22 protein-coding genes are annotated in these 25,432 nt (G+C 72.7%); 8 read left to right on the top strand and 14 right to left on the bottom strand.

The genetic code is table 11. The features are described 5' to 3' along the window. Positions 1 to 178: 178 nt before the first annotated feature. A complete protein-coding gene (locus ACH4UK_RS26905; RefSeq protein ID WP_398360361.1) occupies positions 179 to 619 on the top strand; it encodes a GNAT family N-acetyltransferase in 441 nt (146 codons plus the stop codon). A gap of 78 nt (positions 620 to 697) precedes the next feature. Here the strand turns inward: ACH4UK_RS26905 and galK are convergent, their stop codons facing one another. The 3 genes from galK to galT are packed head-to-tail and all read right to left on the bottom strand — an operon-like array spanning position 698 to position 3,926. Then, on the bottom strand, positions 698 to 1,891 hold the full coding sequence (gene galK, locus ACH4UK_RS26900; protein ID WP_398360360.1) for a galactokinase: 1,194 nt from the start codon (positions 1,889 to 1,891) through the stop codon (positions 698 to 700). Then, positions 1,888 to 2,886: a UDP-glucose 4-epimerase GalE gene (gene galE, locus ACH4UK_RS26895; RefSeq protein ID WP_398360358.1), complete on the bottom strand. Its 999-nt coding sequence runs from the start codon at positions 2,884 to 2,886 to the stop codon at positions 1,888 to 1,890. The genes galK and galE overlap by 4 nt, the downstream gene beginning before the upstream one ends. Further along, positions 2,883 to 3,926 (bottom strand): galactose-1-phosphate uridylyltransferase, encoded by a 1,044-nt coding sequence (galT, locus tag ACH4UK_RS26890; protein ID WP_398360357.1) that lies wholly within the window; start codon positions 3,924 to 3,926, stop codon positions 2,883 to 2,885. Before galT ends, galE begins: the two co-directional genes overlap by 4 nt. A 246-nt stretch (positions 3,927 to 4,172) precedes the next feature. On the opposite strand from galT, the gene ACH4UK_RS26885 reads away from it, so the two are divergent. Both ACH4UK_RS26885 and ACH4UK_RS26880 read left to right on the top strand, forming a co-directional pair. Next, positions 4,173 to 5,843 (top strand): sodium:solute symporter family protein, encoded by a 1,671-nt coding sequence (locus ACH4UK_RS26885; RefSeq protein ID WP_398360355.1) that lies wholly within the window; start codon positions 4,173 to 4,175, stop codon positions 5,841 to 5,843. Positions 5,844 to 5,858: 15 nt separating this feature from the next. Then, positions 5,859 to 6,155: a hypothetical protein gene (locus ACH4UK_RS26880; protein WP_398360353.1), complete on the top strand. Its 297-nt coding sequence runs from the start codon at positions 5,859 to 5,861 to the stop codon at positions 6,153 to 6,155. A gap of 40 nt (positions 6,156 to 6,195) precedes the next feature. Here the strand turns inward: ACH4UK_RS26880 and ACH4UK_RS26875 are convergent, their stop codons facing one another. From ACH4UK_RS26875 to ACH4UK_RS26825, 11 genes are all read right to left on the bottom strand, one after another. Beyond that, positions 6,196 to 6,906 (bottom strand): helix-turn-helix transcriptional regulator, encoded by a 711-nt coding sequence (locus ACH4UK_RS26875; protein ID WP_398360351.1) that lies wholly within the window; start codon positions 6,904 to 6,906, stop codon positions 6,196 to 6,198. A 197-nt stretch (positions 6,907 to 7,103) separates the two neighbouring features. Next, positions 7,104 to 8,963, bottom strand: a complete 1,860-nt coding sequence (locus ACH4UK_RS26870; RefSeq protein ID WP_398360348.1) for a PQQ-binding-like beta-propeller repeat protein — start codon at positions 8,961 to 8,963, stop codon at positions 7,104 to 7,106. 85 nt (positions 8,964 to 9,048) lie between these two features. Further along, positions 9,049 to 10,962 carry a PQQ-binding-like beta-propeller repeat protein gene (locus ACH4UK_RS26865; protein ID WP_398360347.1) on the bottom strand — a complete coding sequence of 638 codons (1,914 nt, stop codon included), beginning with the start codon at positions 10,960 to 10,962 and terminating at the stop codon, positions 9,049 to 9,051. A gap of 234 nt (positions 10,963 to 11,196) precedes the next feature. Continuing rightward, positions 11,197 to 12,870 (bottom strand): PQQ-binding-like beta-propeller repeat protein, encoded by a 1,674-nt coding sequence (locus tag ACH4UK_RS26860; RefSeq protein WP_398360345.1) that lies wholly within the window; start codon positions 12,868 to 12,870, stop codon positions 11,197 to 11,199. 69 nt (positions 12,871 to 12,939) lie between these two features. Continuing rightward, the gene (locus tag ACH4UK_RS26855; protein WP_398360343.1) at positions 12,940 to 14,757 is read right to left on the bottom strand and encodes an ABC-F family ATP-binding cassette domain-containing protein; all 1,818 of its coding nucleotides are present in this window, start codon (positions 14,755 to 14,757) and stop codon (positions 12,940 to 12,942) included. 158 nt (positions 14,758 to 14,915) lie between these two features. Beyond that, complete coding sequence (locus tag ACH4UK_RS26850; protein WP_398360342.1) at positions 14,916 to 16,265, bottom strand: acyltransferase; 1,350 nt, start codon at positions 16,263 to 16,265, stop codon at positions 14,916 to 14,918. 122 nt (positions 16,266 to 16,387) lie between these two features. Then, positions 16,388 to 17,287: a 4-(cytidine 5'-diphospho)-2-C-methyl-D-erythritol kinase gene (locus tag ACH4UK_RS26845; protein ID WP_398360340.1), complete on the bottom strand. Its 900-nt coding sequence runs from the start codon at positions 17,285 to 17,287 to the stop codon at positions 16,388 to 16,390. Beyond that, positions 17,284 to 18,156, bottom strand: coding sequence for a 16S rRNA (adenine(1518)-N(6)/adenine(1519)-N(6))-dimethyltransferase RsmA (gene rsmA, locus ACH4UK_RS26840; RefSeq protein WP_398360338.1), 873 nt, complete (start codon positions 18,154 to 18,156; stop codon positions 17,284 to 17,286). Before rsmA ends, ACH4UK_RS26845 begins: the two co-directional genes overlap by 4 nt. Then, entirely contained in the window at positions 18,153 to 19,502 is a 1,350-nt protein-coding gene (locus tag ACH4UK_RS26835) for a ubiquitin-like domain-containing protein (protein ID WP_398360631.1), read from the bottom strand. Before ACH4UK_RS26835 ends, rsmA begins: the two co-directional genes overlap by 4 nt. Positions 19,503 to 19,713: 211 nt before the next feature. After that, positions 19,714 to 20,589 carry a TatD family hydrolase gene (locus tag ACH4UK_RS26830; RefSeq protein ID WP_398360336.1) on the bottom strand — a complete coding sequence of 292 codons (876 nt, stop codon included), beginning with the start codon at positions 20,587 to 20,589 and terminating at the stop codon, positions 19,714 to 19,716. Positions 20,590 to 20,667: 78 nt separating this feature from the next. Beyond that, the gene (locus ACH4UK_RS26825) at positions 20,668 to 21,039 is read right to left on the bottom strand and encodes a hypothetical protein (protein WP_398360334.1); all 372 of its coding nucleotides are present in this window, start codon (positions 21,037 to 21,039) and stop codon (positions 20,668 to 20,670) included. A gap of 451 nt (positions 21,040 to 21,490) precedes the next feature. Between ACH4UK_RS26825 and ACH4UK_RS26820 the strand changes: the two genes are divergently transcribed. Genes ACH4UK_RS26820 through ACH4UK_RS26800 form a run of 5 tightly spaced genes read left to right on the top strand, consistent with a single transcriptional unit; the run spans position 21,491 to position 25,430 of the window. Next, the gene (locus tag ACH4UK_RS26820) at positions 21,491 to 21,667 is read left to right on the top strand and encodes a hypothetical protein (protein ID WP_007455151.1); all 177 of its coding nucleotides are present in this window, start codon (positions 21,491 to 21,493) and stop codon (positions 21,665 to 21,667) included. Positions 21,668 to 21,677: 10 nt separating this feature from the next. Then, positions 21,678 to 22,409, top strand: a complete 732-nt coding sequence (locus ACH4UK_RS26815) for a hypothetical protein (protein ID WP_398360332.1) — start codon at positions 21,678 to 21,680, stop codon at positions 22,407 to 22,409. After that, a complete protein-coding gene (locus tag ACH4UK_RS26810; RefSeq protein WP_398360331.1) occupies positions 22,406 to 23,440 on the top strand; it encodes a DUF6895 family protein in 1,035 nt (344 codons plus the stop codon). Before ACH4UK_RS26815 ends, ACH4UK_RS26810 begins: the two co-directional genes overlap by 4 nt. After that, positions 23,437 to 24,366, top strand: a complete 930-nt coding sequence (locus ACH4UK_RS26805) for a DUF6895 family protein (protein ID WP_398360329.1) — start codon at positions 23,437 to 23,439, stop codon at positions 24,364 to 24,366. The genes ACH4UK_RS26810 and ACH4UK_RS26805 overlap by 4 nt, the downstream gene beginning before the upstream one ends. Further along, on the top strand, positions 24,363 to 25,430 hold the full coding sequence (locus ACH4UK_RS26800; protein ID WP_398360327.1) for a serine hydrolase domain-containing protein: 1,068 nt from the start codon (positions 24,363 to 24,365) through the stop codon (positions 25,428 to 25,430). The genes ACH4UK_RS26805 and ACH4UK_RS26800 overlap by 4 nt, the downstream gene beginning before the upstream one ends. Positions 25,431 to 25,432: the final 2 nt, after the last annotated feature.

Genomic DNA, 25,432 nt, shown 5'->3' with positions numbered 1-25,432 from the left:
GCCGACGGCCGCCGCCGTCGACACTGCCTGCCGCCCTGCCCCGGGCGCCGTACCCGACTCTCTCGCCCCCTGAATCGGCACCGGCCCCCACCGGTGCTGAGCATCAGCGTACGGACGGCGGCCACCGAGGGAAGGAGATTCGCCGAACTGGTTGCCTCAGGTGTTTAGGGTGTGCTTCATGTTCCGTCTTGAGACAGAAGTAGACAGAGAACGTCGCATTCTGCTGAGCGGGCGTCTGCACGAGGACAACGTCGCCGCGGCGGCCGGCCTGCGTGCCCTGCTCTCCACCTCCGCCGAGCACGAAGTCCCGCTGGAGGTGTGGGCGTTGGACGAGCACGGAGCCCTGGCCGGCGGGCTGACCGGGCGGACCTGGGCGTACTGGCTGCATATCGATCTGCTCTGGGTCGACGCCCCGCACCGGGGGTCCGGCCTCGGCGCGCGCCTGCTCGCCGAGGCCGAACGGACCGCCCGCACCGAGCGCGCCTGCACCCGCTCACGGCTGGAGACCTGGGACTTCCAGGCCCCCGGGTTCTACCGCAAGCAGGGGTACGAGGAGATCGGCCGGGTCGAGGACTACCCGCCGGGCGTCACCGAGTTCATCCTGGTCAAGGAGCTGTGAGCACCGGATTCCCGGGACTCTCCGCAGCAGGACGCACCGCGGCCGGACTCGGGTCAGCAGGACGCACCGCAGCCGGGCTCAGACCAGTCGGCGCGCTCCGGCCGAGGGGACGCCGTCGAAGATCCCCGGGGCCGCGTGTCCGGCCGCCGCGAACGCCTCGCTGACGGCCTTCGCCACCCGGCCGGCCACGGTCGCCTCCATCAGGACGACCGCCGAGCCGCCGAAGCCGCCGCCGGTCATCCGCGCGCCGAGCGCCCCGGCCTCGTTCGCCGCCTCGACCACGAGGTCCAACTCGGGGCAGGAGACCCGCAGATCGTCGCGGAGCGAGCGGTGGCCCTCGTTCAGGACGGGGCCCGCGGCGCGGACGTCGCCCGCGTCGAGCAGGGCGATGACCTGCTCGACCCGGTGGTTGTCGCCGACGACATGGCGTACGTAGCGGACGACGGACTCGTCCGCCCCGGCGTCGGCGAGGGTGGTGAGCGCCGCGTCGAGGTTCTCGTACGGCAGGTCGCGCAGCATCGGTATGCCGAGCAGCCGGGCGCCCTCCTCGCAGCCGGCCCGGCGCTCCGCGTACGCGCCGTCGCCGAGCGCGTGCTTGACCCGGGTGTCGACGACCAGGAGCGTCAGGCCCTGGGAGGCCAGGTCGAAGGGGACCTGGCGCAGGGAGAGGTCACGGGTGTCCAGGTACAGGGCGTGGCCCTCGGTGCAGCAGGCCGAGGCCATCTGGTCCATGATCCCGCAGGGCACGCCGACGAAGTCGTTCTCGGCGCGGCGGCCGACGACGGCGAGTTCGGCGGGGCTCAGGCCCAGCTCGAAGAGGTCGTTCAGGGCGAGGGCGGTGACGACCTCGAGGGCGGCGGACGAGGAGAGCCCGGCGCCGGTGGGCACGGTGGAGGTCAGCGCGATGTCCGCCCCGGTCACCGGGTGCCCGGCCGCGCGCAGCGCCCAGAGGACGCCCGCCGGGTAGGCGGCCCAGCCGTGGCCGGAGTGCGGGGCGAGTTCGTCGACGCGCAGCGAGACGACGCCGCCGGGCACATCGGAGGAGTACAGCCGCAGGACGCCGTCGTCGCGGCGGGAGACGGCGGCGCGGGCGGTGTGCGGGAGCGCGAGCGGCATGACGAAACCGTCGTTGAAATCGGTGTACTCGCCGATGAGGTTCACTCGTCCGGGTGCCGCCCAGATGCCGTCGGGCTCGCCCCCGTACAACTCGGCGAAGGTGACGGCGGGATCGGTCCCGGACGGCCCCGCGGAGGGCTCGGTGGTCTCGGTCATGGGGCGGTCGTTTCCTCTCGGCGGGCGAACTGCCAGGCGTCGGCGATGATTCCGGCCAGGTCGGCGCGGGACGGCTGCCAGCCGAGGCGCTCGACGGCGGTGGCGGCGGAGGCGACGAGGACGGCCGGGTCGCCGCCGCGGCGCGGGGCGGCGGTCTCGGGCACCGGGTGGCCGGTGACCTTGCGGACGGTCTCGATGACCTCGCGGACCGAGAAGCCGTTGCCGTTGCCGAGGTTGCAGATCAGGTGCTCGCCGGGGGCGGCGGCCTCCAGGGCCAGCAGATGGGCGTCGGCGAGGTCGGCGACATGGATGTAGTCGCGGACGCAGGTGCCGTCCGGGGTGGGGTAGTCGTCGCCGTAGACGGAGATCGACTCGCGCTGCCCCAGGGCCACCTGGAGGACCAGCGGGATGAGGTGGGACTCGGGCGAGTGGCGCTCGCCGCAACTGCCGTAGGCCCCGGCCACGTTGAAGTAGCGCAGCGAGACGGCGGCCAGTCCGTGGGCGGTGGCCTCGCCGCTGATCATGTGGTCGACGGCGAGCTTGGACGCGCCGTAGGGGCTGGTGGGGGCGGTGGGGTCGGTCTCGGTGATGGGGCTGGAGACCGGTTCGCCGTAGGTGGCGGCGGTGGAGGAGAAGACGAGCGTGCGCACGCCGTGCTCACGCATCGCGGCGAGCAGGGCGGTGGTGCCGCCGACGTTGTTGACCCAGTACTTCTCCGGGTCGACGACGGACTCCCCGACCTGGGAGAACGCGGCGAAGTGCAGGACGCCGTCGTAGGAGGGGTCCAGATGGCGGGCGGCGTCCTGGACGCGGCCCTCGATGAACGCGGCGCCGGCCGGGACGCCCGCGCGGAAGCCGGTGGAGAGGTCGTCCAGGACGGTCACGGTGTGCCCGGCCTCCAGCAGGTGCTGGGCGACGACGCTGCCGACGTATCCCGCGCCGCCGGTGACCAGGTACTTCTTCGGGAGCTTGCCGACGTTCGGGGAATCGCTCACTTGCTCGCTACCTCTCGCAGTCGCTCGGCCGCGGCCTCCGGCGGCACGTCGTTGATGAACACGCTCATGCCGGACTCGGACCCCGCGAGGAACTTCAGCTTGCCGGAGGTCCGGCGAATGGTGAAAAGCTCCAGGTGCAGGGCGAAGTCCTCGCGGCCGTCGATCCCGAACGGCGCCTGGTGCCAGGCGGAGATGTACGGGGTCGGCGGCTCGCCGGGGCCGAAGATCCGGTCGAAGCGCCTCAAGAGTTCCAGATAGACCTGTGGGAACTCTGTCCGCGCGTCCTCGTCCAGCTCCCGCAGGTCGGGGACGCGGCGGCGGGGGTGGAGGTGGACCTCGTAGGGCCAGTGCGCCGCGTACGGGACGAAGGCGATCCAGTGGTCGGTGGTGAGGACGACGCGCGATCCGTCCTTCTCCTCGCGGGCGACGACGTCGTCGAAGAGGTTGCGGCCGGTCTCCTCGTGGTGCCGGGCGGCCGAGCGGAGCATCAGCTCGGTGCGCGGGGTGACGAAGGGGTAGCCGTAGATCTGGCCGTGCGGGTGGCCGAGGGTGACACCGATCTCGGCGCCGCGGTTCTCGAAGCAGAAGACCTGGGTGACCTGGCCGAGGGCGGCGTGGGCGGCGGTGCGGTCGGTCCAGGCAGCGAGGACGAGGGCGGCCTGTTCCTCGGTGAGGTCGGCGAACGAGGCGTCGTGGTCGGAGGTGAAGCAGACGACCTCGCAGCGGCCGGAGTCGCCGGCCAGGGAGGGGAAGCGGTTCTCGAAGACGGCGACGTCGTACCGGTCGTCGGGGATCTCGCTCTGCCGTCCCTCTCGGGTGGGGCAGAGCGGGCAGGCGTCGGCCGGCGGGTGGTAGGTGCGGGCCTGCCGGTGCGAGGCGATGGCGACCGCGTCGCCGAGCAGCGGGTCGTGGCGGATCTCGGACGAGGTCGAGACGGGGTCCAGGGGGCGATGGTCGACGGCGTCGCGGACGGTGTCGTCCGCGGCGTCGTAGTAGATCAGCTCACGGCCGTCGGCCAGGGTCGTAACCGTCTTCTTCACCAGGGTCCTCCACCCAATCCTCCCAACATAATCGCACATAACAAATCACAAGCGAACAGTCTCGGTCAATGGTCCAGCCCTGTTCGCTGCGGACCGATCCCCGCTCTCCCCTATCCGACATACCGGGACATTGCCCCGCACTCGATCACGATCGAACAAAGAACCCCAACCAGACTGTTCATTTCTCGAACACAGAGGCGTAAGTTCCCTCGGGTTCAGTTCGCGCAACGAAGCGAGTACCCCCACATGCAGACACTGGCCGAAGGGCTTCGGCTCCCCACGAACGGGCTCGACTACGCCATCCTGGCGATCTACTTCGTCGTCGTACTCGGCATCGGCTTCGCGGCCCGTGCCAGCGTGAAGACGAGCCTCGACTTCTTCCTCTCCGGGCGGTCGCTCCCCGCCTGGGTGACCGGGCTCGCCTTCGTCGCGGCGAACCTCGGCGCCACCGAGATCCTCGGCATGGCGGCCACCGGCGCGCAGTACGGCGTCGCGGTGGTGCACTGGTACTGGATCGGCGCGATCCCGGCCATGGTCTTCCTCGGCCTGGTGATGATGCCGTTCTACTACCGCTCCAAGGTGCGCTCCGTGCCGGAGTTCCTGCTCCAGCGGTTCGACAGGTCCGCGCACCTGCTGAGCTCCGTGCTCTTCGCCTTCGCGGCGATCCTCATCGCGGGCGTCAACCTCTACGCCCTGTCGATCGTCGTGGAGGCGCTCCTCGGCTGGCCGCAGTGGGTCGCGATCGTCGTCGCGGGACTCTTCGTGCTGGTCTACATCACGATCGGCGGGCTCTCCTCGGCGATCTACAACGAGGTGCTCCAGTTCTTCGTCATCCTCGCCGCGCTGATCCCCCTCACCGTCCTCGGCCTCAAGCGGGTCGGCGGCTGGGACGCCATGAGCGACTCGCTGACGAAGCAGCACGGCGGGGACTTCATGACCGCGTGGGGCGGCACCGGCATCGGTGACGCCAACCCGCTGGGCGCCAACTGGCTGACGATCATCCTCGGCCTCGGCTTCGTGCTGTCCTTCGGCTACTGGACGACGAACTTCGCCGAGGTGCAGCGCGCGCTGTCCGCGAAGAACCTCTCCGCCGCCAAGCGCACCCCGCTGATCGCCGCCTTCCCGAAGATCTTCATCGTCTTCGCGGTGATGATCCCGGGCCTGGTCGCCGCCGTGATCGTGCCCAAGATCGGCACCCCCGGCTCCGACCTCACCTACAACGACGCGATACCCCTGCTCATGCAGGAACTGCTGCCCAACGGCGTCCTCGGCATCGCGGTGACCGGTCTCCTCGCCGCCTTCATGGCGGGCATGGCGGCCAACGTGTCCTCGTTCAACACGGTGTTCACCACCGACATCTGGCAGCGGTACGTGGTGAAGGACAAGCCGGACGCGTACTACCTGCGCTTCGGGCGGCTGATCACGGCGATCGGCGTGCTGGCCTCGATCGGCACGGCGTTCATCGCCGCCAGCTTCTCGAACATCATGAGCTACCTCCAGACGCTGTTCTCGTTCTTCAACGTCCCGATGTTCGTCGTCTTCATCATCGGCATGTTCTGGAAGCGGGCCTCGATGAAGTCCGGCGTCTGGGGCCTGGTCGCGGGCACCGGCGCCGCGATGATCAACTACTTCTGGATCTACAAGGGCGGGATCATCGACATCCCGTCCGACCAGGGCGCCAACTTCGTCTCCGCGATCGTCGGATTCGTCGCCGGGGCCGTCGTCATGGTGGTCGTCACCCTCTTCACCGCGCCGAAGCCCGACGCGGAACTGGCCGGTCTGGTCTACGGGACCGAATCGCCGGACCCCGACGAGGCGCTGGACGAGGCGGACAGCGCCTGGTACCGCAAGCCCGCGCTGCTCGGCTGGGGCGCGGTCGTCCTCGCCGCCGCGTGCTACATCCCGTACTCGTTCTGATCGGAGGAACTCACCATGTCCGACCTGCACAAGGAAGTCTCCGAACTGGAGCGCAAGTCCGCGACCGCGGCCCGGCTGTTCGACATCCGGCGGATCATCGGCGGCCTGTTCGTCGTCTACGGGGTGATCGTCACCATCGCCGGCATCAGCCCGTCCGACGCCGATCTGAAGAAGGCCGAGGGCGTCCACATCAACCTGTGGACCGGTCTCGCCATGCTGGCGCTCGGGCTCTTCTTCCTGGTCTGGATGAAGCTGCGCCCGGCCGAGGCCCCGGCGGCCGCGGAACCGGAGCCGGAGTCCGACGCGGGCTGAACCCCGCCCGCCTGTCGCCACGCCCCGCAGGGGCCCCGCGTCACCCGCTCCGACCGGGGACGCAGGGCCCCTGCGGCGTACCGCCGTGGCCCGCGGCCCGCTCCAGCAGTCCCGTGCGGGCGGCGAGGGCGGCCGCCTCCAGCCGGGAGCCGACGCCGAGCTTCATCAGGACCCGCTGGACATGGGTGCGGGCGGTGCTCGGGGCGATGTCCATCCCGGCCGCGATCAGCCGGGTGCCCTCGCCCTCGGCGACCCGCACCAGCACCTCCGCCTCGCGCGGGGTGAGCATCCGCAGCAGCCGGCGCCCCTCGTCGTCGGGCTGGGCCGCCGGGTTGAGCAGCTCGGCGAAGGCCTCCCGCAGGAGCGGCGGGGTGATGACGCACTCCCCCGCCCGTGCCTTGAGCATGGCCCGCTCGACGCCTTCGATGCGCTCGTCGTGCCGGACGTACCCCGCGGCCCCGGCGGCGAACGCCGCGGCGATCCCGCGCGGGCTGGGCACCGGCCCGAGGACCACCACCGCCACCTGCGGGCGTTCCCGGCCGATGCGCACGATCGGGTCGAAGACCCCGGGGGCGGCGGGCGCGGCCGTACCGAACAGGCAGACCTCCGGGGCCCTGCTGACCACCAGATCCGCCGCCCCGGACGTCGGCGCGGCCGCCGCGAGCACCCGGTGCCCGCGCAGTTTCAGCGCCGAGGCGAGTGCCTCGGCGAGCAGACGGTGATCGTCGACCACCATGAGCCGCACGCCCATCGACCAAGCCCCCAAATGCCCCTGTACGCCCCGGATACCGGCCCCCCGGACTCCTGCCCCGGCAAGTTACACGCTTGTTCGACGCCACGCGGCCCTTACGTGGGAGAAGGCCCCCGGAATGGGGAAAACGATCGGCCCCGCCGGTCAGGTGATCGACCGGCGGGGCCTGGCGCTGCTCGGGGGGAGGAGCGCGGTGATCAGTCGGCCCGGAAGGCGACGACGAGGTAGGCCTTCTCGTCCGCGTCGATGACGCTGCGCTCGCTCACCAACTGCTTCGACATGAAGAACCGGCCGTCGGAGTAGAGGAGTTCGGTCGAGTTGACGGAGAACCGCTTCTCCACCTCACGGACCGCCTCGTCGCTCGGGTTCTCGATCAGCAGGGTCTGCTTGAAGGTCTCCCCGTCGATGGAGACGACCTGGCCGCCCTTGTCGTACGGGCCTTCCTTGTAGGCGATGATGTTGGTGCCGTCCATCCGGAGCGGGACCAGGCTGTAGCGGTCGCCCGCGTCCGCCCGGCCGCCGAGGAGCTTTCCGGTGGTCAGGTCGAAGGCGACGACCTCGTTGGTGTCGCCGTACTCGCTGGTCCCGTCGTGGTTCTCGGTCGGCAGGTAGAGCCGGTTGTTGCCGACGGCCAGGCTCTGGCACTGCTCGACCTCGGTGGAGCCGCAGCGGGCCGCGTACTGCTCCGCGTCGGCGGGGATGCGGACGATCAGCTTGCCGGTCGCCGCGTCGATCGAGAAGAAGTCGGAGATGCTGCTGCCGTCACCGGCGGTGTCGCCGACGTCGGCCGCGACCACCAGCGGCTTGGTCGAGACGATGCTCGCGTAGTCGACGCCCGCGGGCATCTGGTACGAGGACAGCGGCGCACCGGTCGTCGGGTTCAGCGCCTGCACGGTGAGCTGCGGGCTGTCGGACGTGCCGCACTTGCGGACCACGGCGAGGGCTTCGCCGCCCCCGTAGCCGCGGTCGTAGCAGCCGTCCGCGCCGACCTTCGGCTTCCACAGTTCGGCGCCGTCGTCGAGCTTGAAGGCCGCGCCGCCCGAGGTGCCGCCCGCGGCGACGGTGGTCCCGCTGAGCGTGATCTCGTCGAAGCGGACCGCCTTGTCACCGCCGGTGGCGGCCATGACGCCCTTGCTCCACAGGAGCTTGCCCGCGGCCATGTCGATCGCGCCGACCTGGTTGCACGAGGGGTACTTGTTGGCCTTGGTCGCCTTCGTCTCCTCGAAGACGATGGCCGTCCTGTAGTCCTTGCTCATGTGCCGGGACGCGGAGCAGACCTCGCCGGGCAGCGGGATGGACCAGAGCTTGGTGCCCTTGTCGCGGTCGTAGGCGGTGATCTCGGCGACGCCGGACTTCACGTACGCCTTGTCGGTGACCCAGGAGCCCGCGACCGTGGTGATGTCGGTGACCGTCGGCTCGGGCAGCTGGAAGGCCACCTTGGACTTGGTGTTGGCGGGCGCCTTCTCGTCGCCGCCGGCCAGGCCGCTGCCCTCGCCGCCCTTGGCCTCGCCGCCGGTGGAGCCGGACGAGGAGGCCTCGTTCTTGCCGCCCTTGTCGTCGCCGCTGGAGGCGTAGATGATCCCGCCGCCGATGATCAGCACCACGGCGACGGCCGCGGCGACGATGATCTGCATCTGGGTGCTGAACTTCTTGCCGCCGTTGCCGTCCGGCTGCGGGGCCCCGTGCTGCGGGTGCATCGGCTGGGTCGGGTAGCCGTAGGCCTGCTGCGGCATCCCGGGCTGGCCGGCGGGCCCCTGCGGGTAGCCGTAGCCCTGCTGCGGGGCCTGGGGGTAGCCGTATCCGTTGGGCTGCGGCGCGGGCGGGGTGGGGTAGCCGCCCGGCTGCGGGGGCGGCGGGGTGCCGTAGCCATCGGCGGGCGCGCCCTGCGGCGCGGTGGGCGGCTGCTTGCCGAAGGGGTCCGCCGGCGGCGGGGTCGGTGCGCCGAACCCTCCCTGCGGCGGGTCCTGCGGCGCGCCGAACCCGCCGGAAGGCGGCCCGGCCGGCGGCGGGGGCGTGTGCGGCGGCTCGTTGGGCGGCTGCTGGGGCGGCTGACTCATGGCGTGCGTACCTCGGGAGACGAGTGCGGGTGGGGGCGCGTCCGGCCGGGAGGGGCCGGCTGCTGTCGGATGCCGTGTCGAGCCGTCACTTCTCGAACACCAGCAGCGTCGACTGCTCCAGCTCTTCCTTGTCGTTGCTCGCGCTCACGCGCTCGCTGAAGATGAAGGAGCGGCCGCCCTGGTAGGCGATCCTGGCCGAGAAGAAGCCGTTCTCGATCCGGCCGGTCGACTCCGGGTGCTGAAGCAGCGTCTTGGGGGTGCCGCCGGTCGGCGGGAGGGTCACGACGGAGCCGGCGGTGTCGTACGTCGGCCGCATGTAGAGCAGCACCTCGCCGCCCTCCATGCCCAGCGGCTTCAGGACGCGCTCGGCCGGGGCGGGCGCCTCCCACTTGGGCTTTCCGGTGTTCAGGTCGAAGGCGATGACCTTGTTCGTCCGGGAGGTCCCGCTGCTGTCGTCCTTGGTCGCGATGTAGAAGGTGTTGGCGTCGGCGGCGACGCCGCTGCATCCTTCGAGCTTCTGGCCGAAGATCGCGAAGCTGTTGCCGCAGTCAGCGGTGAGCGTGTCGCCCTTGGCGGGCGAGAGCTGGGAGCGGAGCTTGCCGCCGTTGGTGAGCGCGGCGATGGCCCACTGCTTCTTCTCCTCGTGGTCGAGCCTGACCACGAGCGGGCTGACCGAGTAGACCTTGCTGATCTCCCAGCCGCGCGGCGGCTGGTAGGTCCACTTGGGCTTGCCGGTGGCCGGGTTCAGTTCCTGGACCTGGTGCTGCGGGTTCTTGACGTCGTCGGTGCGGCAGCTGGCCGCGGCGATCAGCTTGGGTCCGCCGGCGAAGGCGAAGGGCTTGCAGTTGCCCTCGGGGTTGCCGAAGAGCTGCTTGCCGTCGCTGATGCGGTAGCCGTTGGAGTTGCTGGTGCGCCCGACGGTGACGGTGTCGCCGCTGATCGCCAGACCGATGTCCGACAGGAAGTCCCAGGTGCCGTTCTTCTTGATCGTCTGCTTCCAGCCGGCCTTGCCGGTGTTCAGGTCGATCATCTGGAGGAGCGCGCAGTTGGCCTTGTCCGTGGTGCCGTCCTTCACCCCGATGACGATCTTGCCGTCGGTGGTGGGCGCGTTCGGCGTGGCGCACACGTCGGCGGGGAGCGGGAGGCTCCACTTCTTCTTGCCGTCGGCGACGGAGTAGCCGGAGACCTCCCGGTACATGGCCTTGACGACCAGGTCGCCGACGAACCAGGGGCCGTAGACGGAGGAGCCGTTGCGGGGCAGGTCGACGTCGTTCTTCTGGAGCCAGGCGACCTTCGCCTCGCCCGGCTTGCGCCCGGCGTTGAGGTCGTCGTCCGCCTCCCGCCCGTCGCCGCTGCCGTCGCCCTCGTCGACCGTCGGCGACGCGGTGGGAGCCTTGGGGTCGCTGCTCGCGCCGGCGACGGGCTTCTTCTTCTCCTCGTCGCCGCTGTCGCTCACGAGGAACCAGGTGCCCGTGGCGGCGACCACGACCACGGCGAGCGCCGCCGCGACCACGATGCCGGTCTTGCCCTTGAGGAACCCGCCACCGCCGGGACCCGCTCCGCCGGGCGCGGGGGTGCCGGGGTACTGCTGCTGCGGGTAGCCGTAACCGGGCTGGGTCTGCTGACCGTACGGACCGGGAGCCTGCTGACCGTAGGGGCCCGGGGCCTGCTGACCGTACGCGCCGGACTGCTGGCCGTAGGGACCGGCGGCCTGCTGGCCGTACGGGCCGGGCGCCTGGCCGGGCTGCTGCGGGTAGCCGTAACCGGGCTCGGTCGGCGGCGTCTGCGGATAGCCGTACGCCGGAGCGCCCGGCGGCGTCTGCGGCGGTCCGGCCGGCGGCTGCGCGGGGGGCGGGCCCTGGGGCGGCGGGCCGGGCGGCATCTGCGGCGGCTTGGCCAGATTCGGCTGGTCCTGGGGCGGCTGAGGAGCTCCGTTCGGCGGCTCCTGCGGAGCCCCGAAGCCTCCCTGCGGCGGTTGCTGGCTGGGCGGCTGGCTCATCAGCACGTCCCCCTTCGTGCGGTCCGGTGCGCGATTCGGTCTCCCCCGCGATTCCGAAGGGGGTCAATTCCCCTCGGAAAGGAGCGAATCGGGCATGGCTTCCGCGGTGTTACGACAGTCGGCGGGGCTTCTTTGTACCACCCGCCCGCCATCGAACACCGGATCGGTCCACCCCCTGTTCCCAAGGGAGAACCGCCTTGTGATGCCCTCGTTACGCCCGGCCGGAGGTGATGGTCAGTCACCGAAGGCGATCATCGTCCGCATGTCCATCTCCTCCTCGTCACTGTCCGAGCTGACGTAGGTGGTGGCGATCAAGGAGCGTCCGCCGGAATAGCGGATCACGGGCTCGAACATGCCGCGCTCGGCCTCCACGGCCGAGGCCGGGTGCCGCAGGACCGGTTGCAGGGCGCCGCCCTGCGGCCCGAGCGCCATGATGCCGCCACCGGTCCTGGCCTTCGTGGCCGGCGGACTCAGATACAGCAGCACCTTGCCGTCCTCGACCCGCATCGGCTGGAGCGTCTGCATCGGCGGCGCCGGCACCTTCCACTTGACCTTGCCGGTGCTCATGTCGAAGGCGACGACGGCGTTGGTCAACTCCCGGTCCACGGGGGCGGGCTGGGTGGCGAGGTAAAGCGTGTCGGCATCGGCGGCCGCACCGATGCAGTTGTCGATGTTCTCGCCCTGCTCACCGCACCGGACCTCGAAGTTCTCCTTGCCGGGGATGGGCTGGGCACGGTAGGTGCCGTCGTCGTTCAGGAGCGCGATGGCCCACTTCGGCTCCAGATCGCCCTGCCGCAGCGAGACGACCGGCGGGTCGACGGAGTAGAACTGGTCGATCTTCCAGCCCTTCTTGACCTTGTACGTCCACACCGTCCGGCCGGTGGCCGGATCCATGCGCCGCACTTCCTCGTCGGCCGTGTCGTCATCGCCCGGAGCCTTCCGGCAGTCGACCGCCGCGAGGGGGACGTCGCCGCCGGTGAAGCCGTACGGCTGGCAGAAGCCCGGCAGCCGGTCCCACAGGTGCTTGCCGTCGCCGATCCGGTAGGCGTCGGTGCGGGTCGTCCGCCCGACCGTCAGGACGTCGCCGTTGACCGCCATGACGATGTCGGAGAGCCCGTCCTGCATGCCCGAACGGTCGAGCTCGGCGGTCCAGCCCGCCTTGCCGGTGGTCAGGTCGATCATCTGGAGCCGGTCGCAGGCCGCGCCCTCGTCGGTGTCGGTCCGGAGCCCGACGACGATCTTCCCGTCCGCGCTCGGCAGCGTGGGCGCCGCGCAGACGTCGGTCGGCAGCCGCAGGCTCCACTTCCGCGCCCCGCCCTCGACGGAATAGCCGGACGCCGTGCGGTACATGGCCTTGGCCACGATGTCGCCCGCGACCCACGGACCGCGGACGGCGACGCCCTTCTCCGGCAGGTCCACGCCGTTCTTCTGGACCCAGCGGACCTTCGCCTCGCCGTCCTTGCGGCCCTTGTTGAGCTCGGCCGCCCCCGCGGCCGGCGTCATCTCCGGGCCGGGATCGGCGCTGGGCTCCTTCGGAGCGGTGCTCCCCTTCGCGACGCCGGGCTTCTTGTCGTCGGTGTCGTCGCCGCCGACCGCGAACCAGACGCCCGTCCCGACGACGAGGACCCCGGCGAGCACCGCGGCGACGAGACCCGCGCCCCGGCCCCGCGAGCGCCCGCCGGAGGGCTGGTGCTGGGGCTGCGGCTGCGGCTGTCCGTACGGCACGGTGGGCGGCTGCGGATAGCCGTACGGCTGGGACGCCTGGGCCGGTTGACCGTACGGACCGGGGTGCGGCTGGTGCTGCGGCTGGGGTCGCACCGGCTCTCCGTACACACCGGGCTGCGGTTCGTACGGAGCGCCGAAGCCTCCCTGCTCCCCCGGGCTGCCCTGCGGCGGCGGCTGCGACATCGGTGCGTGATCCCCCTCGAACGTACGGTCCCTACCGCCCCGTTCTACCACCTGCCGCGGCGGCCTCCGTCAGGCGTCCTCGGCCAGCTCCAGCCAGCGCATCTCCAACTCGTCCCGTTCGGTGACCAGTTCGCGCAGTTCGGCGTCGAGCCCCGCGACCTTCTCGAAGTCGGTGGCGTTGTCGGCGATCTGGGCGTGCAGCTTGGTCTCGCGGGTGGAGAGCTTGTCGAGCTGCCGCTCGACCTTCTGGAGCTCCTTCTTCGCGGCGCGGGCCTCCTGCGCCGAGACGGCGGGGACGGCGGCGGGGGCCCCGGACGGACGGGGGGCCGCGGCGGAGGGGGTGACCGCCTCCTCCATCCGCTGCCGGCGCTCCAAGTACTCGTCGATCCCGCGCGGCAGCATCCGCAGGGCGCGGTCGCCGAGGAGCGCCATGACCCGGTCCGTGGTCCGCTCGATGAAGAACCGGTCGTGGGAGATCACGATCATCGACCCGGGCCAGCTGTCGAGGAGGTCCTCCAGCTGGGTCAGGGTCTCGATGTCGAGGTCGTTGGTGGGCTCGTCGAGGAAGAGGACGTTGGGCTCGTCCATCAGCAGCCGCAGGATCTGGAGCCGGCGGCGCTCACCTCCGGAGAGGTCGCCGACGGGCGTCCACTGCTTCTCCTTGGTGAAGCCGAACTGCTCGCAGAGCTGGCCGGCGGTCATCTCCCGGCCCTTGCCGAGGTCGACCCGGTCGCGCACCTGCTGGACGGCTTCCAGGACCCGGAGGTTCGGGTTCAGCTCGGTGACCTCCTGGGAGAGGTAGGCGAGCTTGACGGTCTTGCCGACGACGACCTTCCCGGCGGCCGGCTGCTCCTCGCCCTGACTGCGGGAGGCCTCGGCGAGCGCGCGCAGCAGCGAGGTCTTGCCCGCGCCGTTGACGCCGACCAGGCCGATCCGGTCGCCGGGGCCGAGCTGCCAGGTGAGGTGCGTGAGCAGGGTCTTGGGTCCGGCCTGGACGGTCACGTCCTCCAGGTCGAACACGGTCTTGCCGAGGCGGGCGTTGGCGAACTTCATCAGCTCGCTGGTGTCGCGCGGCGGCGGCACGTCGGCGATGAGCTCGTTGGCGGCCTCGATGCGGTAGCGCGGCTTGGAGGTACGGGCGGGGGCGCCGCGGCGCAGCCAGGCCAGCTCCTTGCGCATGAGGTTCTGCCGCTTGGACTCCTCGGTGGCGGCGATCCGCTCGCGCTCGGCGCGGGCGAACACGTAGTCGCTGTAGCCGCCCTCGTACTCGTGGACGCTGCCGCGCTGGACGTCCCACATGCGGGTGCAGACCTGGTCGAGGAACCACCGGTCGTGGGTGACGCAGACGAGGGCGGAGCGGCGGGTCCGCAGGTGGCCGGCGAGCCAGGAGATGCCCTCGACGTCGAGGTGGTTGGTGGGCTCGTCGAGGACGATCAGATCCTGCTCGTCGATGAGGAGCTTGGCCAGCGCGATGCGGCGGCGCTCGCCGCCGGAGAGCGGGGCGATCACGGTGTCGAGGCCGTGCTCGAAGCCGGGCAGCGCGAGCCCGCCGAAGAGCCCGGTCAGGACGTCGCGGATCTTGGCGCTGCCCGCCCACTCGTGGTCGGCCAGATCGCCGATGACCTCCTGGCGGATGGTCTTCGCCGGGTCCAGGGAGTCGTGCTGGGTGAGGACGCCGAGACGCAGTCCGCCGTTGTGGGTGACGCGTCCGGTGTCCGCGTCCTCCAGCTTGGCGAGCATCCGGATGAGGGTGGTCTTGCCGTCGCCGTTACGGCCCACGACACCGATCCGGTCGCCCTCGGACACCCCGAGGGATACACCGTCGAGCAGGGCACGGGTGCCGTACACCTTGCTGACCTGCTCGACATTGACCAGATTGACGGCCATTTCGCTCCTGCCTAGGGGGTTGATCGACCTTCCCAGGGTACGGCGCGGTGGAGGGCGGCCGGTCGTGCGGCCTGGAGAGCGGCGGCGGCACGGTACCGGAACGTGCGGAGTGAAGTTCGTGTGGGACCCGTCGTCCGCGTCGCCGCCTGCCGGTATCACTACGGCCGCTGCATCCCGGCCGGTACGGCGGGCCCCCGCCCCGCCCGCTCCACCAGCAGCCAGCCGCCCAGGGTCATCGCGACGGCCACCGGGGCGCTGACCGGGATCGCGATCAGCAGGGCCGTGCGGCCGTCCAGCAGGCCGCCGAAGCCGACCATGGACAGGCCCAGCACACCGAGCAGACACAGCGTCGCGCCGAGTGCGGCGAGGGGGCCGGCGCCCGGGGCCGCCGTGGTTCCGGGGGCCCCGAAGGCCGGGCGTTCGAAGGTGCGGAAGACCGCGACGAGCCCGGCGGTGAGGGCCGCCGCCAACGCGATCCGCAGCGGGACCTGGGCCCACCAGGCGGCGGTGGCCGGTTCGGGCAGGGGCACGTCGAGGGCGAGCAGCGCCCCGTACACCCCGAACATCGCCGTGAGGTGCCAGAGGAACGCGGTCATCGCCACCCCGTTGGCCGCCACCACCGTGCGCCAGACCCGGGGGCGCTCCAGCAGGCGGGCCGCCGGGGCGCGGAGCAGTTCGACCGCGCCGACGAGCCAGAGGCCGTGGCAGAGCAGGGCGAGGGTGGGCGGGGCCATGTTGCTGACCTTCTCGCCGGGCATCCCGACCATCGACAGCGGGTACGGGCCGAACGCCACCAGGGTGCAGGCGGTGACCAGGCCCGCCCCGGCGAGGAGGGCGGGGCGGCGGATGCGGCCGTCGGCGCGCAGGAAGCCGAGCTGGTGGACGGCCAGCCAGACGAACGCGAAGTTGAGGAACTCGACGTAGGGCACGCCGGCCGCGAACCGCAGGACGTCCACGGCGGCGGCCGCGCCCGCCAGGGCGGCGAAGGCCCCCCAGCCGTACCGCTCGTGCAGCCTCAGCAGCGGCGGGGTGAACGCCACCATCGCCAGGTAGATCCCGATGAACCAGAGCGGCTGGGTCACCATGCGCAGGGTGACGCCGGTCAGCCCGCCGCCCCCGCCGAGCAGCTGGACCAGCAGCGCCGCCGCGCCCCACACCAGGACGAAGACCGTGGTCGGGCGCAGCAGCCGCTGGAGCCGGGCCCGCAGGAACGCGGAGTAGACGGAGTCCGTGGAGCCGCCGGGGCGCTTGCGGAGCAGGGAGCGGTAGGACAGCGCGTGCGAGAAGCCGCCGACGAAGAAGAACACCGGCATCACCTGGAGCAGCCAGGTCAGCGGCTGGAGCGCCGGGACGAGGGCGAGCAGGTTGCCCACCCCGTCCGGGGTGACGGCGGCCATCAGCCAGTGGCCGAGCACGACCGCGGCCAGCGAGGCGACCCGCAGGAGGTCGACGTAGCGGTCCCGGGTGACGGGCGTCGTCCCGGCCAGTTCGCGAACACTTGATCCCATGGACGTACGGTCGCGCGGACCGGGCGGGGCGCGGCACCGCGACCGTACTCAGATCCGGGATGAGTACGAGGGGGGCGGGGGACGGGGGACGTGCGAAGGGTGCCGGGGGGGTGCGTGCGGGGTCAGATCGCCGTGGCGCCCGGCGCGGGCGACACCGCCGTGCGCGCGTTGCGGCACGTCCCGGACGCCAGCAGCGCGTCGGCGACCTTCCGGCCCGTCTCCTCGTCGGGGACCAGGAACGCCGTCGTCGGCCCGGATCCGGAGACCAGCGCGGCCAGGGCCCCCGCTTCCGTGCCCGCCGCCAACGTGTCCGCGAGGGAGGGGCGCAGGGAGAGCGCGGCGGGCTGGAGGTCGTTGCTCAGGGCCCCGGCGAGTGCGCCCGGGTCGCCGGAGCGCAGGGCGGCGAGCAGCGCGGGTGAGGCGGCCGGTTCGGGGACCTGTGCCGCTGCCGTGAGCCGGTCGAACTCCCCGTACACGGCGGGCGTGGACAGTCCGCCGTCCGCCACCGCGAAGACCCAGTGGAAGGCTCCGCCGACCTCGATCGAGGTCAGCTTCTCGCCGCGTCCGGTGCCGAGCGCGGCCCCGCCGACCAGGCTGAACGGCACGTCGCTGCCCAGCTCCGCGCAGATGGCCAGGAGTTCGTCGCGGCTCGCGCCGGTCCCCCACAGGGCGTCGCAGGCGACCAGGGCGGCCGCCCCGTCGGCGCTGCCGCCGGCCATGCCGCCCGCGACCGGGATGTCCTTGGCGATGTGCAGGTGCACGGCGGGGGTGCGGCCGTACCGCTCGGCCAGCGCGAGGGCGGCGCGGGCGACGAGGTTGGTGGTGTCCAGCGGGACCTGGGCGGCGTCCGGGCCCGAGCAGGTGATCCGCAGCGCGTCGGCGGGGGTCGCGGTGACCTCGTCGTACAGGCCGACGGCGAGGAAGACGTTGGCCAGGTCGTGGAAGCCGTCCGGGCGGGCGGCGCCCACGGCGAGCTGGACGTTGACCTTCCCGGGGACGCGGACGGTGACGGCGGCGCTCATCGGGAGACCTCCGGCTTGTGCTCCGCGATGGCCGCGAACTCCTGCACCGTCAGCGCCTCCCCGCGCGCCTGCGGCGAGATCCCGGCGGCGACGAGCGCGGCCTCGGCGGCGGGCGCGGAGCCGGCCCAGCCGGACAGCGCGGCGCGCAGCGTCTTGCGGCGCTGGGCGAAGGCCGCGTCCACGACCGCGAAGACCTCGGTTCGGGAAGCCGTGGTGGCGATCGGTTCGGTGCGCCGGACCAGCGAGACGAGGCCGGAGTCGACGTTCGGGGCGGGCCAGAAGACGGTGCGGCCGATGGACCCGGCGCGCTTGACGTCCGCGTACCAGTTGGCCTTCACCGACGGCACGCCGTAGACCTTGTTGCCGGGGCGGGCGGCGAGCCGGTCGGCGACCTCGGCCTGGACCATGACGAGGGTCCGCTCGATGCTCCCGAACCGCTCCAGCATGGTGAGCAGGACCGGCACGGCCACGTTGTACGGGAGGTTCGCGACGAGCGCGGTCGGGGCCGGGCCCGGCAGCTCGGTGACCAGCATCGCGTCCGAGTGGACCAGGGAGAAGCGGTCGGCGCGCTGCGGCATCCGGGCGTTCACCGTGGCGGGCAGGGCGGCCGCGAGGACGTCGTCGATCTCGACCGCGACGACCCGGTCCGCCGCCTCCAGCAGCGCCAGGGTCAGCGAGCCGAGCCCGGGGCCGACCTCGACGACGACGTCGTCCGGGCGGACCTCGGCCGTGCGCACGATGCGGCGGACGGTGTTGGCGTCGATGACGAAGTTCTGACCGCGCTGCTTGGTGGGGCGTACGCCCAGCTTCGCGGCCAGGTCGCGGATGTCTGCGGGGCCCAGGAGGGCGTCGGGCTCTGTGCTGCTCACCCGGTAAGCCTACGGCCGCAGTGGGGCCACGGACTCGCCCCCCGTTGCACGTACAGCTTCTTCGCCCGGGACGTCTGCTCGGCGGCGGGTGCGTCCTGGGGCCGGCCGCTGCCGCCGAGCGCCTGCCAGGTCCGGGTGTCGAACTGGTACAGCCCGCCGTAGGTGCCGCTCGGGTCGACCGCGCCGGGGCGTCCGCCGGACTCGCAGGCGGCCAGCGCGCCCCAGTTCAGCCCGTCCGCCCCGGCGACCGGGTCGGGGCGCTGCCGGGTGCCGGTGCGCACGACGCGGCTGACCGGCCGGTGGACCAGTTCCTCGGCCGCCCTGCGCGGCTTCTGCCGGACCCCGTTGACGGTCCGCACCGCGTACGTGACCCGGCGCACTCCGTTGCGGCCCGCCCGCTCGACGAGCTCGGTGCCCCGGAACAGCTCGGGGTCCTCGCTCCGTTCGACGGCGTACGGGACGGTCTCCTCGCGCACCTCGCGGGTGTCGGTGATCCGCATGACGGAGATCGTCTGGCCGTCGCGCGGGAAGCCCACGGGGTCGACCGAGGTGGTGTCCTGCCCGTGCAGGGTGATGCCCGCCTCGGCGAGGGCCTCGCGGACGGTGGCGGCGTTGGTGCGCAGGGTGCGTTCCTGGCCGTCGGCCATGAAGGTCACGGTGCGCTCGGTGCGGACGGTGAGGGTCAGGCCGGTGCGGGCGATCCGCGCGGAGCGGGCGGCGGAGAGGTACGCCCCCTCGGCCCGGATCCCGAACTCGCGCAGGGCCTCCGCCACGGTGCCGGCGGTCGTCCAGACCTGGCGGCGGACGCCGTCGAGGGTGAGGGTGATCGGCCGTCCGTGGCGGACGACGACCTCGTCGCCGTGGGCGAGGCCGGTGCCGGGGGCCGGGGCGACGACGTCGTGCGCGCCGACGGTGACGCCCTCCTCCGCCAGGAGCTCGGTGACGTCGTCGGAGAAGGTGTGCAGGGTCCGGGGGGCGCCGTCGACGCTCAGCCGGACGGCCTTGTCGTGGGCGACGAACGCGGTGGTGCCGCCGGCCAGGAAGGCGACGACGAGGGCCTGCGGGACGAGGCGCTTGAGGTTCTGGGGGTTCGCGACGAGGGTGCGGCGCCGCTTGGCGGCCCGCCGGACGTCGGCGCGGCCGGGACCCTGCCGTGGCACGACGAGGGGGACGAGGGGGGTGGCAAGCGGGGCGGCCAGGGGGGTGACGAGCGGGGTGTCGACGACCGTCGGGGCGTGGGCGGCGGTCGCCGGGGCACGGGCGGCGGGCTCTTCGCCCGCTTCCGCGCGGAATCCCTCCGCCACGGTCAGCTGCTCGTGGAACACGCCGGGGAACGCCGCCGGCACCGGGGCGGGAGGCGGCGGCGCCAGTGCCGTACGCGGTCCGCCGCGCGCCGCCCGGTGACTGCCCTGCGAAGTACTCACGCCGCTCCCGAAGATCCGCCCGCCGCCACCTCGTCGTGCGCGGGGACGATAGCGGAGCGTCGGTCACTCTCCAAAGCGACACGACTACCCAGCGTTCCGGTCGGAGTCCGGCCGGAGCGCCGGAGCCGGCGGGTCAGAAATCGAACGCCCGCGCCGTGTTGTCGTAGACCGCGGCGGCCAGCACGTCCTCGTCCAGCCCCTTCACCTCGGCCATGGCACGGAGCGTGACCGGAATGAGGTACGGCGCGTTGGGCCGTCCGCGGTACGGGGCGGGGGTGAGGAAAGGGGCGTCCGTCTCGACGAGGACCAGCTCGGCGGGGGCGACGGCGAGCGCGTCGCGCAGCGGCTGGGCGTTCTTGAAGGTCACGTTGCCCGCGAAGGACATGAAGTACCCGGCCCGTGCGCAGATCCGGGCCATGTCGGCGTCGCCGGAGTAGCAGTGGAACACGGTCCGCTCGGGTGCGCCCGCGTCCGCCAGGACCCGCAGGACGTCCGCGTGCGCGTCCCGGTCGTGGATGACCAGGGCCTTGCCGTGCCGCTTGGCGATCTCGATGTGGGCCCGGAAGGACTCCTCCTGGGCGGCGACCCCCTCGGGGCCGGTGCGGAAGAAGTCCAGACCCGTCTCGCCGACCCCGCGCACCTGGTCCAGGGCGGCCAGCGCGTCGATCTCCGCGAGGGCGTCGTCCAGCGCCGCCTTGCCGCCGGGCTCCCGGGCGCCCTGCCGGGCGGTGCCGTCAGCGACCCCGACGTATCCGTGGACGATGCGCGGGGCCTCGTTGGGGTGCAGGGCGACCGAGGCGTGGACGGCGCGGTGGGCGGCCGCGGTCTCGGCGGCCCAGCGGGAGCCGGCCACGTCGCAGCCCACCTGGACGACGGCCGTCACGTTCACCGCCGCGGCCCTGGCGAGGGCCTCCTCGACGGTGGCGTCCTGCATGTCCAGGTGGGTGTGGGAGTCGGCGACCGGAACCCGCAGGGGCTCGGGCAGCGGCGGGGCTTCGGTACGGCTCATGCCGACGACTCTACGAGGGCCCCGCGCCGCCGCGTCACCTGCGGTGGAGGAGGTGACCTGCGGTGGCAGCGGACAGGGTCACCTGCGGTGGAAGGGGTGGAGCAGGCTGGTCAGCCGCCGACGGGGCACCGGGGCGGCGGCGGACGACACCGCCCGGTCCTCCCCGGCGGCCTCCGCGCCGCGCGGGGCCTGCTGCTTGCGGAGCAACTCCTGGACACCGGCGACCCGCCCCGCCCGCATGATGCGCACCACGTGTCCTCCGCAGTTCGTGCAGGTGGGCGTGGAGAGCGGGGACGGCACGCGCTCGCCGCCCACCGTGTAGACGACGAAGGCATGGCCGTGGACGTCGACATGGTGCTCTATCTCGTAGGACTGCTCCCAGCCGTACCCGCACTTCATGCAGGCGAAGGCATACGCCTCATGGACAGTGGTCGCTGCGATCTCGCTCATGCCTGCTCCTCTTGTCCGCCGGTCGAACGCTCCGGGGACGGCCGACCCGCACGAGGGTTTCGAACGGGTGGCCCGTCCCTTCCAGTGGACACCTGCACCCGGACGGACGCACCAGCTCAGAGCCATTGTTGATGCGTTCTTGGCCTCCTTTTGCCGCCCTTTGCCGCCGCATGGCGCAGGGCAGGACCACGACAGGACAGCGCGTGACCGCCGGGCCACCGAGCGCCCCGTCCACGCCCGGCGCGGATCGTGAACGCGCCCGCGCACCACCCCCGCCCACACCCTTCTTCTTCCCCGAATTCCCGGGCTTTCACCCCACCCGCCCCACATGAATTCACCATTCAATTGAATACTCGATTTCCCCGGATGCCCCGCGCCGATTTGCGGCACCTCCATTCCTCCTTTTCACTCATTACGTCCACCCCATTTCCCACAGGACGGGGAACAACCCATGTTCACCACGGACACCACTGCCACCGACATCGAGCTCGACCTCGACGCGGCTCTCAACCCGGGCGAGGTCGAAGGTCTGTATCGCGACTCCCGCGAGTGCGCCTACCTCGCGCTTCTCGCGGGCGGCGGCGCCCTGCTGCTCTCGCCTCCGACCCCGCGCCCGAAGAAGGGCTAGTCGCCGGCACATGGACCAGACACATGCCTCGTCGCCCCTGGCGGGCGCCGTGCATGACCTGGCAACAGAGGTGGTCCTCGCTCTTCGGAGCGGGGACCACCTCGCCACGGTGTGCGGCGCGGCGGGAATCGACGAGGAGAATCGGACCGGAATCGCGGCGGCACGGGTCATCGGGGCCGACCTGCTGCTGCCCAGTGTTCTGTACGGACGTCATCCGCATCCGGGGGACGTCGCCGTACTCGACCGGGCGGTGCGGGAATTCCCGCCGAAGCCCGACGCCCCGGCCGCCACGGCCTGGAGCCACTGGCACATGATCTCCACGCTCCAGCGGATGGCGGCCCCGTCCCCCGGCTCCCCCGGCGTGCGGGGCACTCCCGGGACGTACCCCGGGACGTACGAGGAGCCCGACGCCGCCTGGCTGGAGGAGGCTCCCTGGCAGGCGTTCACCCACCAGCTCTCGGTGCTCGCGCCGCTCGCCGTCCCGGCCGCCCCGTCGGCCGTGCGGCGGGCCGCGGCGACCCGGGCGGTCGACCTGTCGCGCGGTTTCGTCCGCGCGGTCCGGCGGCGCGACTGGCTCCAGGCGGCGGGCGCGGGCCGCTGGCTCGCGGCCGTCGGCGGCGAACCGGCCACCCTCGGCCTGGAGCGCGGCCTCGACTTCGTCGAGCTGATGGGCGGCCACGACCCCCGCGTCACCCTGCACGTCCGGGCCGCACGGCTGATGGCCGAGGCGGGAGCACCGTGACGACGACGACCGCGGCACAGGGCCCGCAGGGCGGCCCGCGGCCCGGCAGCCGCCCGGGTCCGGGCCCGGACCCCGGGGCCGCGCTCGCGGTCCTGCCCGGTGTCCTGCGCGCCGCCCTCGCCTGGACCGACGCGCACCGGACGCACTTCACGCTCCCCGATGACGTCCTGGAGCCCCACACCCAGGTCAACTCCACGCTCAAACCGCTCGGCGAACTGGCCCAGCTCGGCTCCACGATCCGCCGCGCCACCGCCCCCGGCGCCCCGGAGCACGAGCTGGCCGGGGACCTCGTCGCCTACGCCTGGGAGCAGGTGGCGGCGGGCGAGCTGCTCCTGGAGCTGCTGCGCGCCGAGCCGTTCGCCGCGTACCCGTACGAGATCTACGCCGCCTTCGCCGGATACGGGCTGCGCCACGAGGGCTTCGAGGCGCTGGCCCGCCCGCTCACCGCGACCCGCGCCTGGGCCCACACCGAGCAGCACGCCAACCGTCAGCTGGGCCTGGTCAACTCCGAGCGGCGGGTCGGCGTGCTGACCCACACCGACGCCGGTGCGGTCCTGGCCCGGACCTGGCTCGGCGGCCTGTCGGAGCCGTGGATGTTCGAGGGCCCCTCCGGCTACGCGCTCACGCACACCGTCTTCCACCTCACCGACTGGGGCCGGATGCCGGACCGGGTGCCGGGGAAGATCGACGGCTATCTGCGGACCTGGCTGCCCGCCTGGGCCGACGGCTGTCTGGAGAGCGGGCAGTGGGACCTCACCGGCGAGCTGCTCGCGGTGGCCGCCTCGCTGCCGGGCCCGGCTCCGCTGGAGCTGCTGGACGCGGTGTGGCCGGTGCTCGCCGGCGTACAGCATCCGAGCGGCTGCGTCCCGGAGACCGGCCCACCGGCCCCGGCGGACGCCGGCCCGGACCCGTACCCCTTCATCGACTGCTATCACTCCACGCTCGTGACGGCCTTCGCCGCGGCCCTGTCCCTGAGGTCGCTGCGGGGGACCGGCGAGGCCGTGCCCGGCCGGGAAAGGCGGACCGCATGAGCAGCGGCATCCAGCAGATCCACGACGTCGGGGCCAAGGCCCTGGGCTGGCTGTACGAACACCGGGAGGGGTTCCGGCTGGAGGCCGACCCGTCCCCGGAGGCGGGGATGCTGGACCGGTTCAAACCGCTGGGCGAGCTGGCGCTGATCGGCAAGGTCATCTTCCGCGAGGGCGTGGCCGGCTCACAGCAGTCCTCGCTCGCGCACAAGCTCCTGGACCACGCCTGGCACGAACTGCTGGGCTCCGGGGTGCGGCTGCTGGAGGGGCAGCGGCGCGAGCCGCTCTCGCCGGTGCCGCTGGAGGTCTACGTACCGTTCCGGGAGCTGGGCTACCGGCAGCCGGACCTGGAGTCCGCGATCCGGCTCAACCACCGCCTCGCCAGCTGGGGGGCGCTGGAGGTGCTGCCGGTGCGGCGGCTGGGGCTGAGCGCGATCGAGCGGCGCTTCGGTGCGGAGCCGAGCGTTCCGGAGACGGCGGCGCTGGCGCACACCTGGCTGGCGCGGCGGCCGGAGCCGTGGACCGTCGAGGGCCACATCGGCTACGACATCACCCACACGGTCTTCCACCTCACCGACTGGGGCGAGAAGCCGGGCGGGCTCCCCGCCGACATCGCCGAGTATCTGGCGCTGTGGCTGCCGGTCTGGCTGGACGACTGGCTGGACCTGAAGCGCTGGGACCTGCTGGGCGAACTGCTGGTGGTCGACGCCGCGCTGCCCGAACCGACCCTGGACCCGGCGGCCTGGCAGGGCTTCGCGCAGGCCCAGCAGCCGGACGGGGCGATGCCGGTGGTCGGCGGGATGCCGGAAGGGGACGAGGAGTCGGTGTTCGACCTCGTCTACCACCCGACGCTGGTGGCCGCGTTCGCCTCGGCGCTCGCGATGTCCCGCGCCCTGTCCGGGCTCAGCGCCGCACCGGCCCCGGCATGACCGACGTGACGGCCGCGCCGGTGGCCGCCCCCGGCTGCCCGGCCACCGCCCGCCTCCTGGCTGAGGCGGCCGGGCGGGTCGACGCCCCGGACCTGGTGCTCGCGGTCAGCCGGCACGGGGTGCGCACCGTTCACACCGGCGGGAGCGTGGAGCCGGGCCCGGTCCCCCGCGAGCTGATGGGGTACGAGCTGGGCTCGGCGTCGAAGCCGTACGCGGGGCTGCTGCTGGCCCGGCTGGTCGCCCAGGGCCGGGTGCGGTACGCGGACCGGGCGGCGGACCTGCTGGCCCCGGGCTTCCCGGTGCACCCGGCGGTGCGCCGGATCACCCTGCGCCATCTGCTCACCCACACCTCGGGGCTGCCGGGCCTGCCCGCCGACTTCTACCCGCAGGCGGTGCCCCGCTGGTCCACCGATCCCTACGGCGGCTACCCGGCCGACCGGGTGGTCCGGGCCTTCCTGCGGGCCCGGCCGCGCCACCGGCCCGGTACCCGCTGGCACTACTCGAACTTCGCCGTCTCGGTCCTCGGCCACACCCTGGCGGCGGCCACCGGGACGCCCTGGGAGGTCCTGCTGCACCAGCAGGTGCTGGCCCCGCTGCGCCTGGCCGCGACCCGGGTGCGCCCCGGCCCGGAGGGCACCGGGGCGGTGGGCCACCGCCGGGACGGCACGCCGGTGCCCGCACTGGACACCGGGGGCTTCACGGCGGCGGGCGCGGTCCGGGCGACACCGCTGGACCTGCTGACGTTCCTGGAGGCGCATCCGGGCGGGCCGGGGAGCCCGGCAGAACCCCTGGACCCCACCCTGGCCGCCGCCCTGGCGGAGGTCGGACGCCCCCTGCTGCGGCGGGGCCTGCGGCACGCGCACACCCACACGCTCACCTGGTTCCACCACCCGTCCCCGTACGGTCCGGTCCTCTTCCACGCCGGAGCCACGCTCGGCCAGCAGGCGTTCCTGGGCTTCCGCCCGGACACGGGACTGGCGGTGGCGGCGACGGCGACGCGGCGGGTGCACCGGGCGGACACCTTCGTGGCGACGGCGTACGGCCTGCTGACGGAAACCCCCTGAGC

The sequence above is a fragment of the Streptomyces sp. NPDC020884 genome, assembly GCF_044333935.1.
Classification (GTDB): domain Bacteria; phylum Actinomycetota; class Actinomycetes; order Streptomycetales; family Streptomycetaceae; genus Streptomyces.
Note: the sequence above shows the minus strand (reverse complement) of the source record. Positions and strands in the feature narration are given on the sequence as shown.

Bases quoted from the DNA above. Each gene is read 5' to 3' on its own strand.
- ACH4UK_RS26845 (WP_398360340.1), bottom strand. From the start codon at position 17,287: ATGAGCGCCGCCGTCACCGTCCGCGTCCCCGGGAAGGTCAACGTCCAG.
- ACH4UK_RS26830 (WP_398360336.1), bottom strand. From the start codon at position 20,589: ATGAGCCGTACCGAAGCCCCGCCGCTGCCCGAGCCCCTGCGGGTTCCG.
- ACH4UK_RS26850 (WP_398360342.1), bottom strand. From the start codon at position 16,265: ATGGGATCAAGTGTTCGCGAACTGGCCGGGACGACGCCCGTCACCCGG.
- ACH4UK_RS26855 (WP_398360343.1), bottom strand. From the start codon at position 14,757: ATGGCCGTCAATCTGGTCAATGTCGAGCAGGTCAGCAAGGTGTACGGC.
- ACH4UK_RS26800 (WP_398360327.1), top strand. From the start codon at position 24,363: ATGACCGACGTGACGGCCGCGCCGGTGGCCGCCCCCGGCTGCCCGGCC.
- ACH4UK_RS26860 (WP_398360345.1), bottom strand. From the start codon at position 12,870: ATGTCGCAGCCGCCGCCGCAGGGCAGCCCGGGGGAGCAGGGAGGCTTC.
- ACH4UK_RS26885 (WP_398360355.1), top strand. From the start codon at position 4,173: ATGCAGACACTGGCCGAAGGGCTTCGGCTCCCCACGAACGGGCTCGAC.
- ACH4UK_RS26870 (WP_398360348.1), bottom strand. From the start codon at position 8,963: ATGAGTCAGCCGCCCCAGCAGCCGCCCAACGAGCCGCCGCACACGCCC.
- ACH4UK_RS26875 (WP_398360351.1), bottom strand. From the start codon at position 6,906: ATGGGCGTGCGGCTCATGGTGGTCGACGATCACCGTCTGCTCGCCGAG.
- ACH4UK_RS26865 (WP_398360347.1), bottom strand. From the start codon at position 10,962: ATGAGCCAGCCGCCCAGCCAGCAACCGCCGCAGGGAGGCTTCGGGGCT.
- ACH4UK_RS26825 (WP_398360334.1), bottom strand. From the start codon at position 21,039: ATGAGCGAGATCGCAGCGACCACTGTCCATGAGGCGTATGCCTTCGCC.
- ACH4UK_RS26805 (WP_398360329.1), top strand. From the start codon at position 23,437: ATGAGCAGCGGCATCCAGCAGATCCACGACGTCGGGGCCAAGGCCCTG.
- galK (WP_398360360.1), bottom strand. From the start codon at position 1,891: ATGACCGAGACCACCGAGCCCTCCGCGGGGCCGTCCGGGACCGATCCC.
- ACH4UK_RS26905 (WP_398360361.1), top strand. From the start codon at position 179: ATGTTCCGTCTTGAGACAGAAGTAGACAGAGAACGTCGCATTCTGCTG.
- ACH4UK_RS26880 (WP_398360353.1), top strand. From the start codon at position 5,859: ATGTCCGACCTGCACAAGGAAGTCTCCGAACTGGAGCGCAAGTCCGCG.
- ACH4UK_RS26815 (WP_398360332.1), top strand. From the start codon at position 21,678: ATGGACCAGACACATGCCTCGTCGCCCCTGGCGGGCGCCGTGCATGAC.
- ACH4UK_RS26820 (WP_007455151.1), top strand. From the start codon at position 21,491: ATGTTCACCACGGACACCACTGCCACCGACATCGAGCTCGACCTCGAC.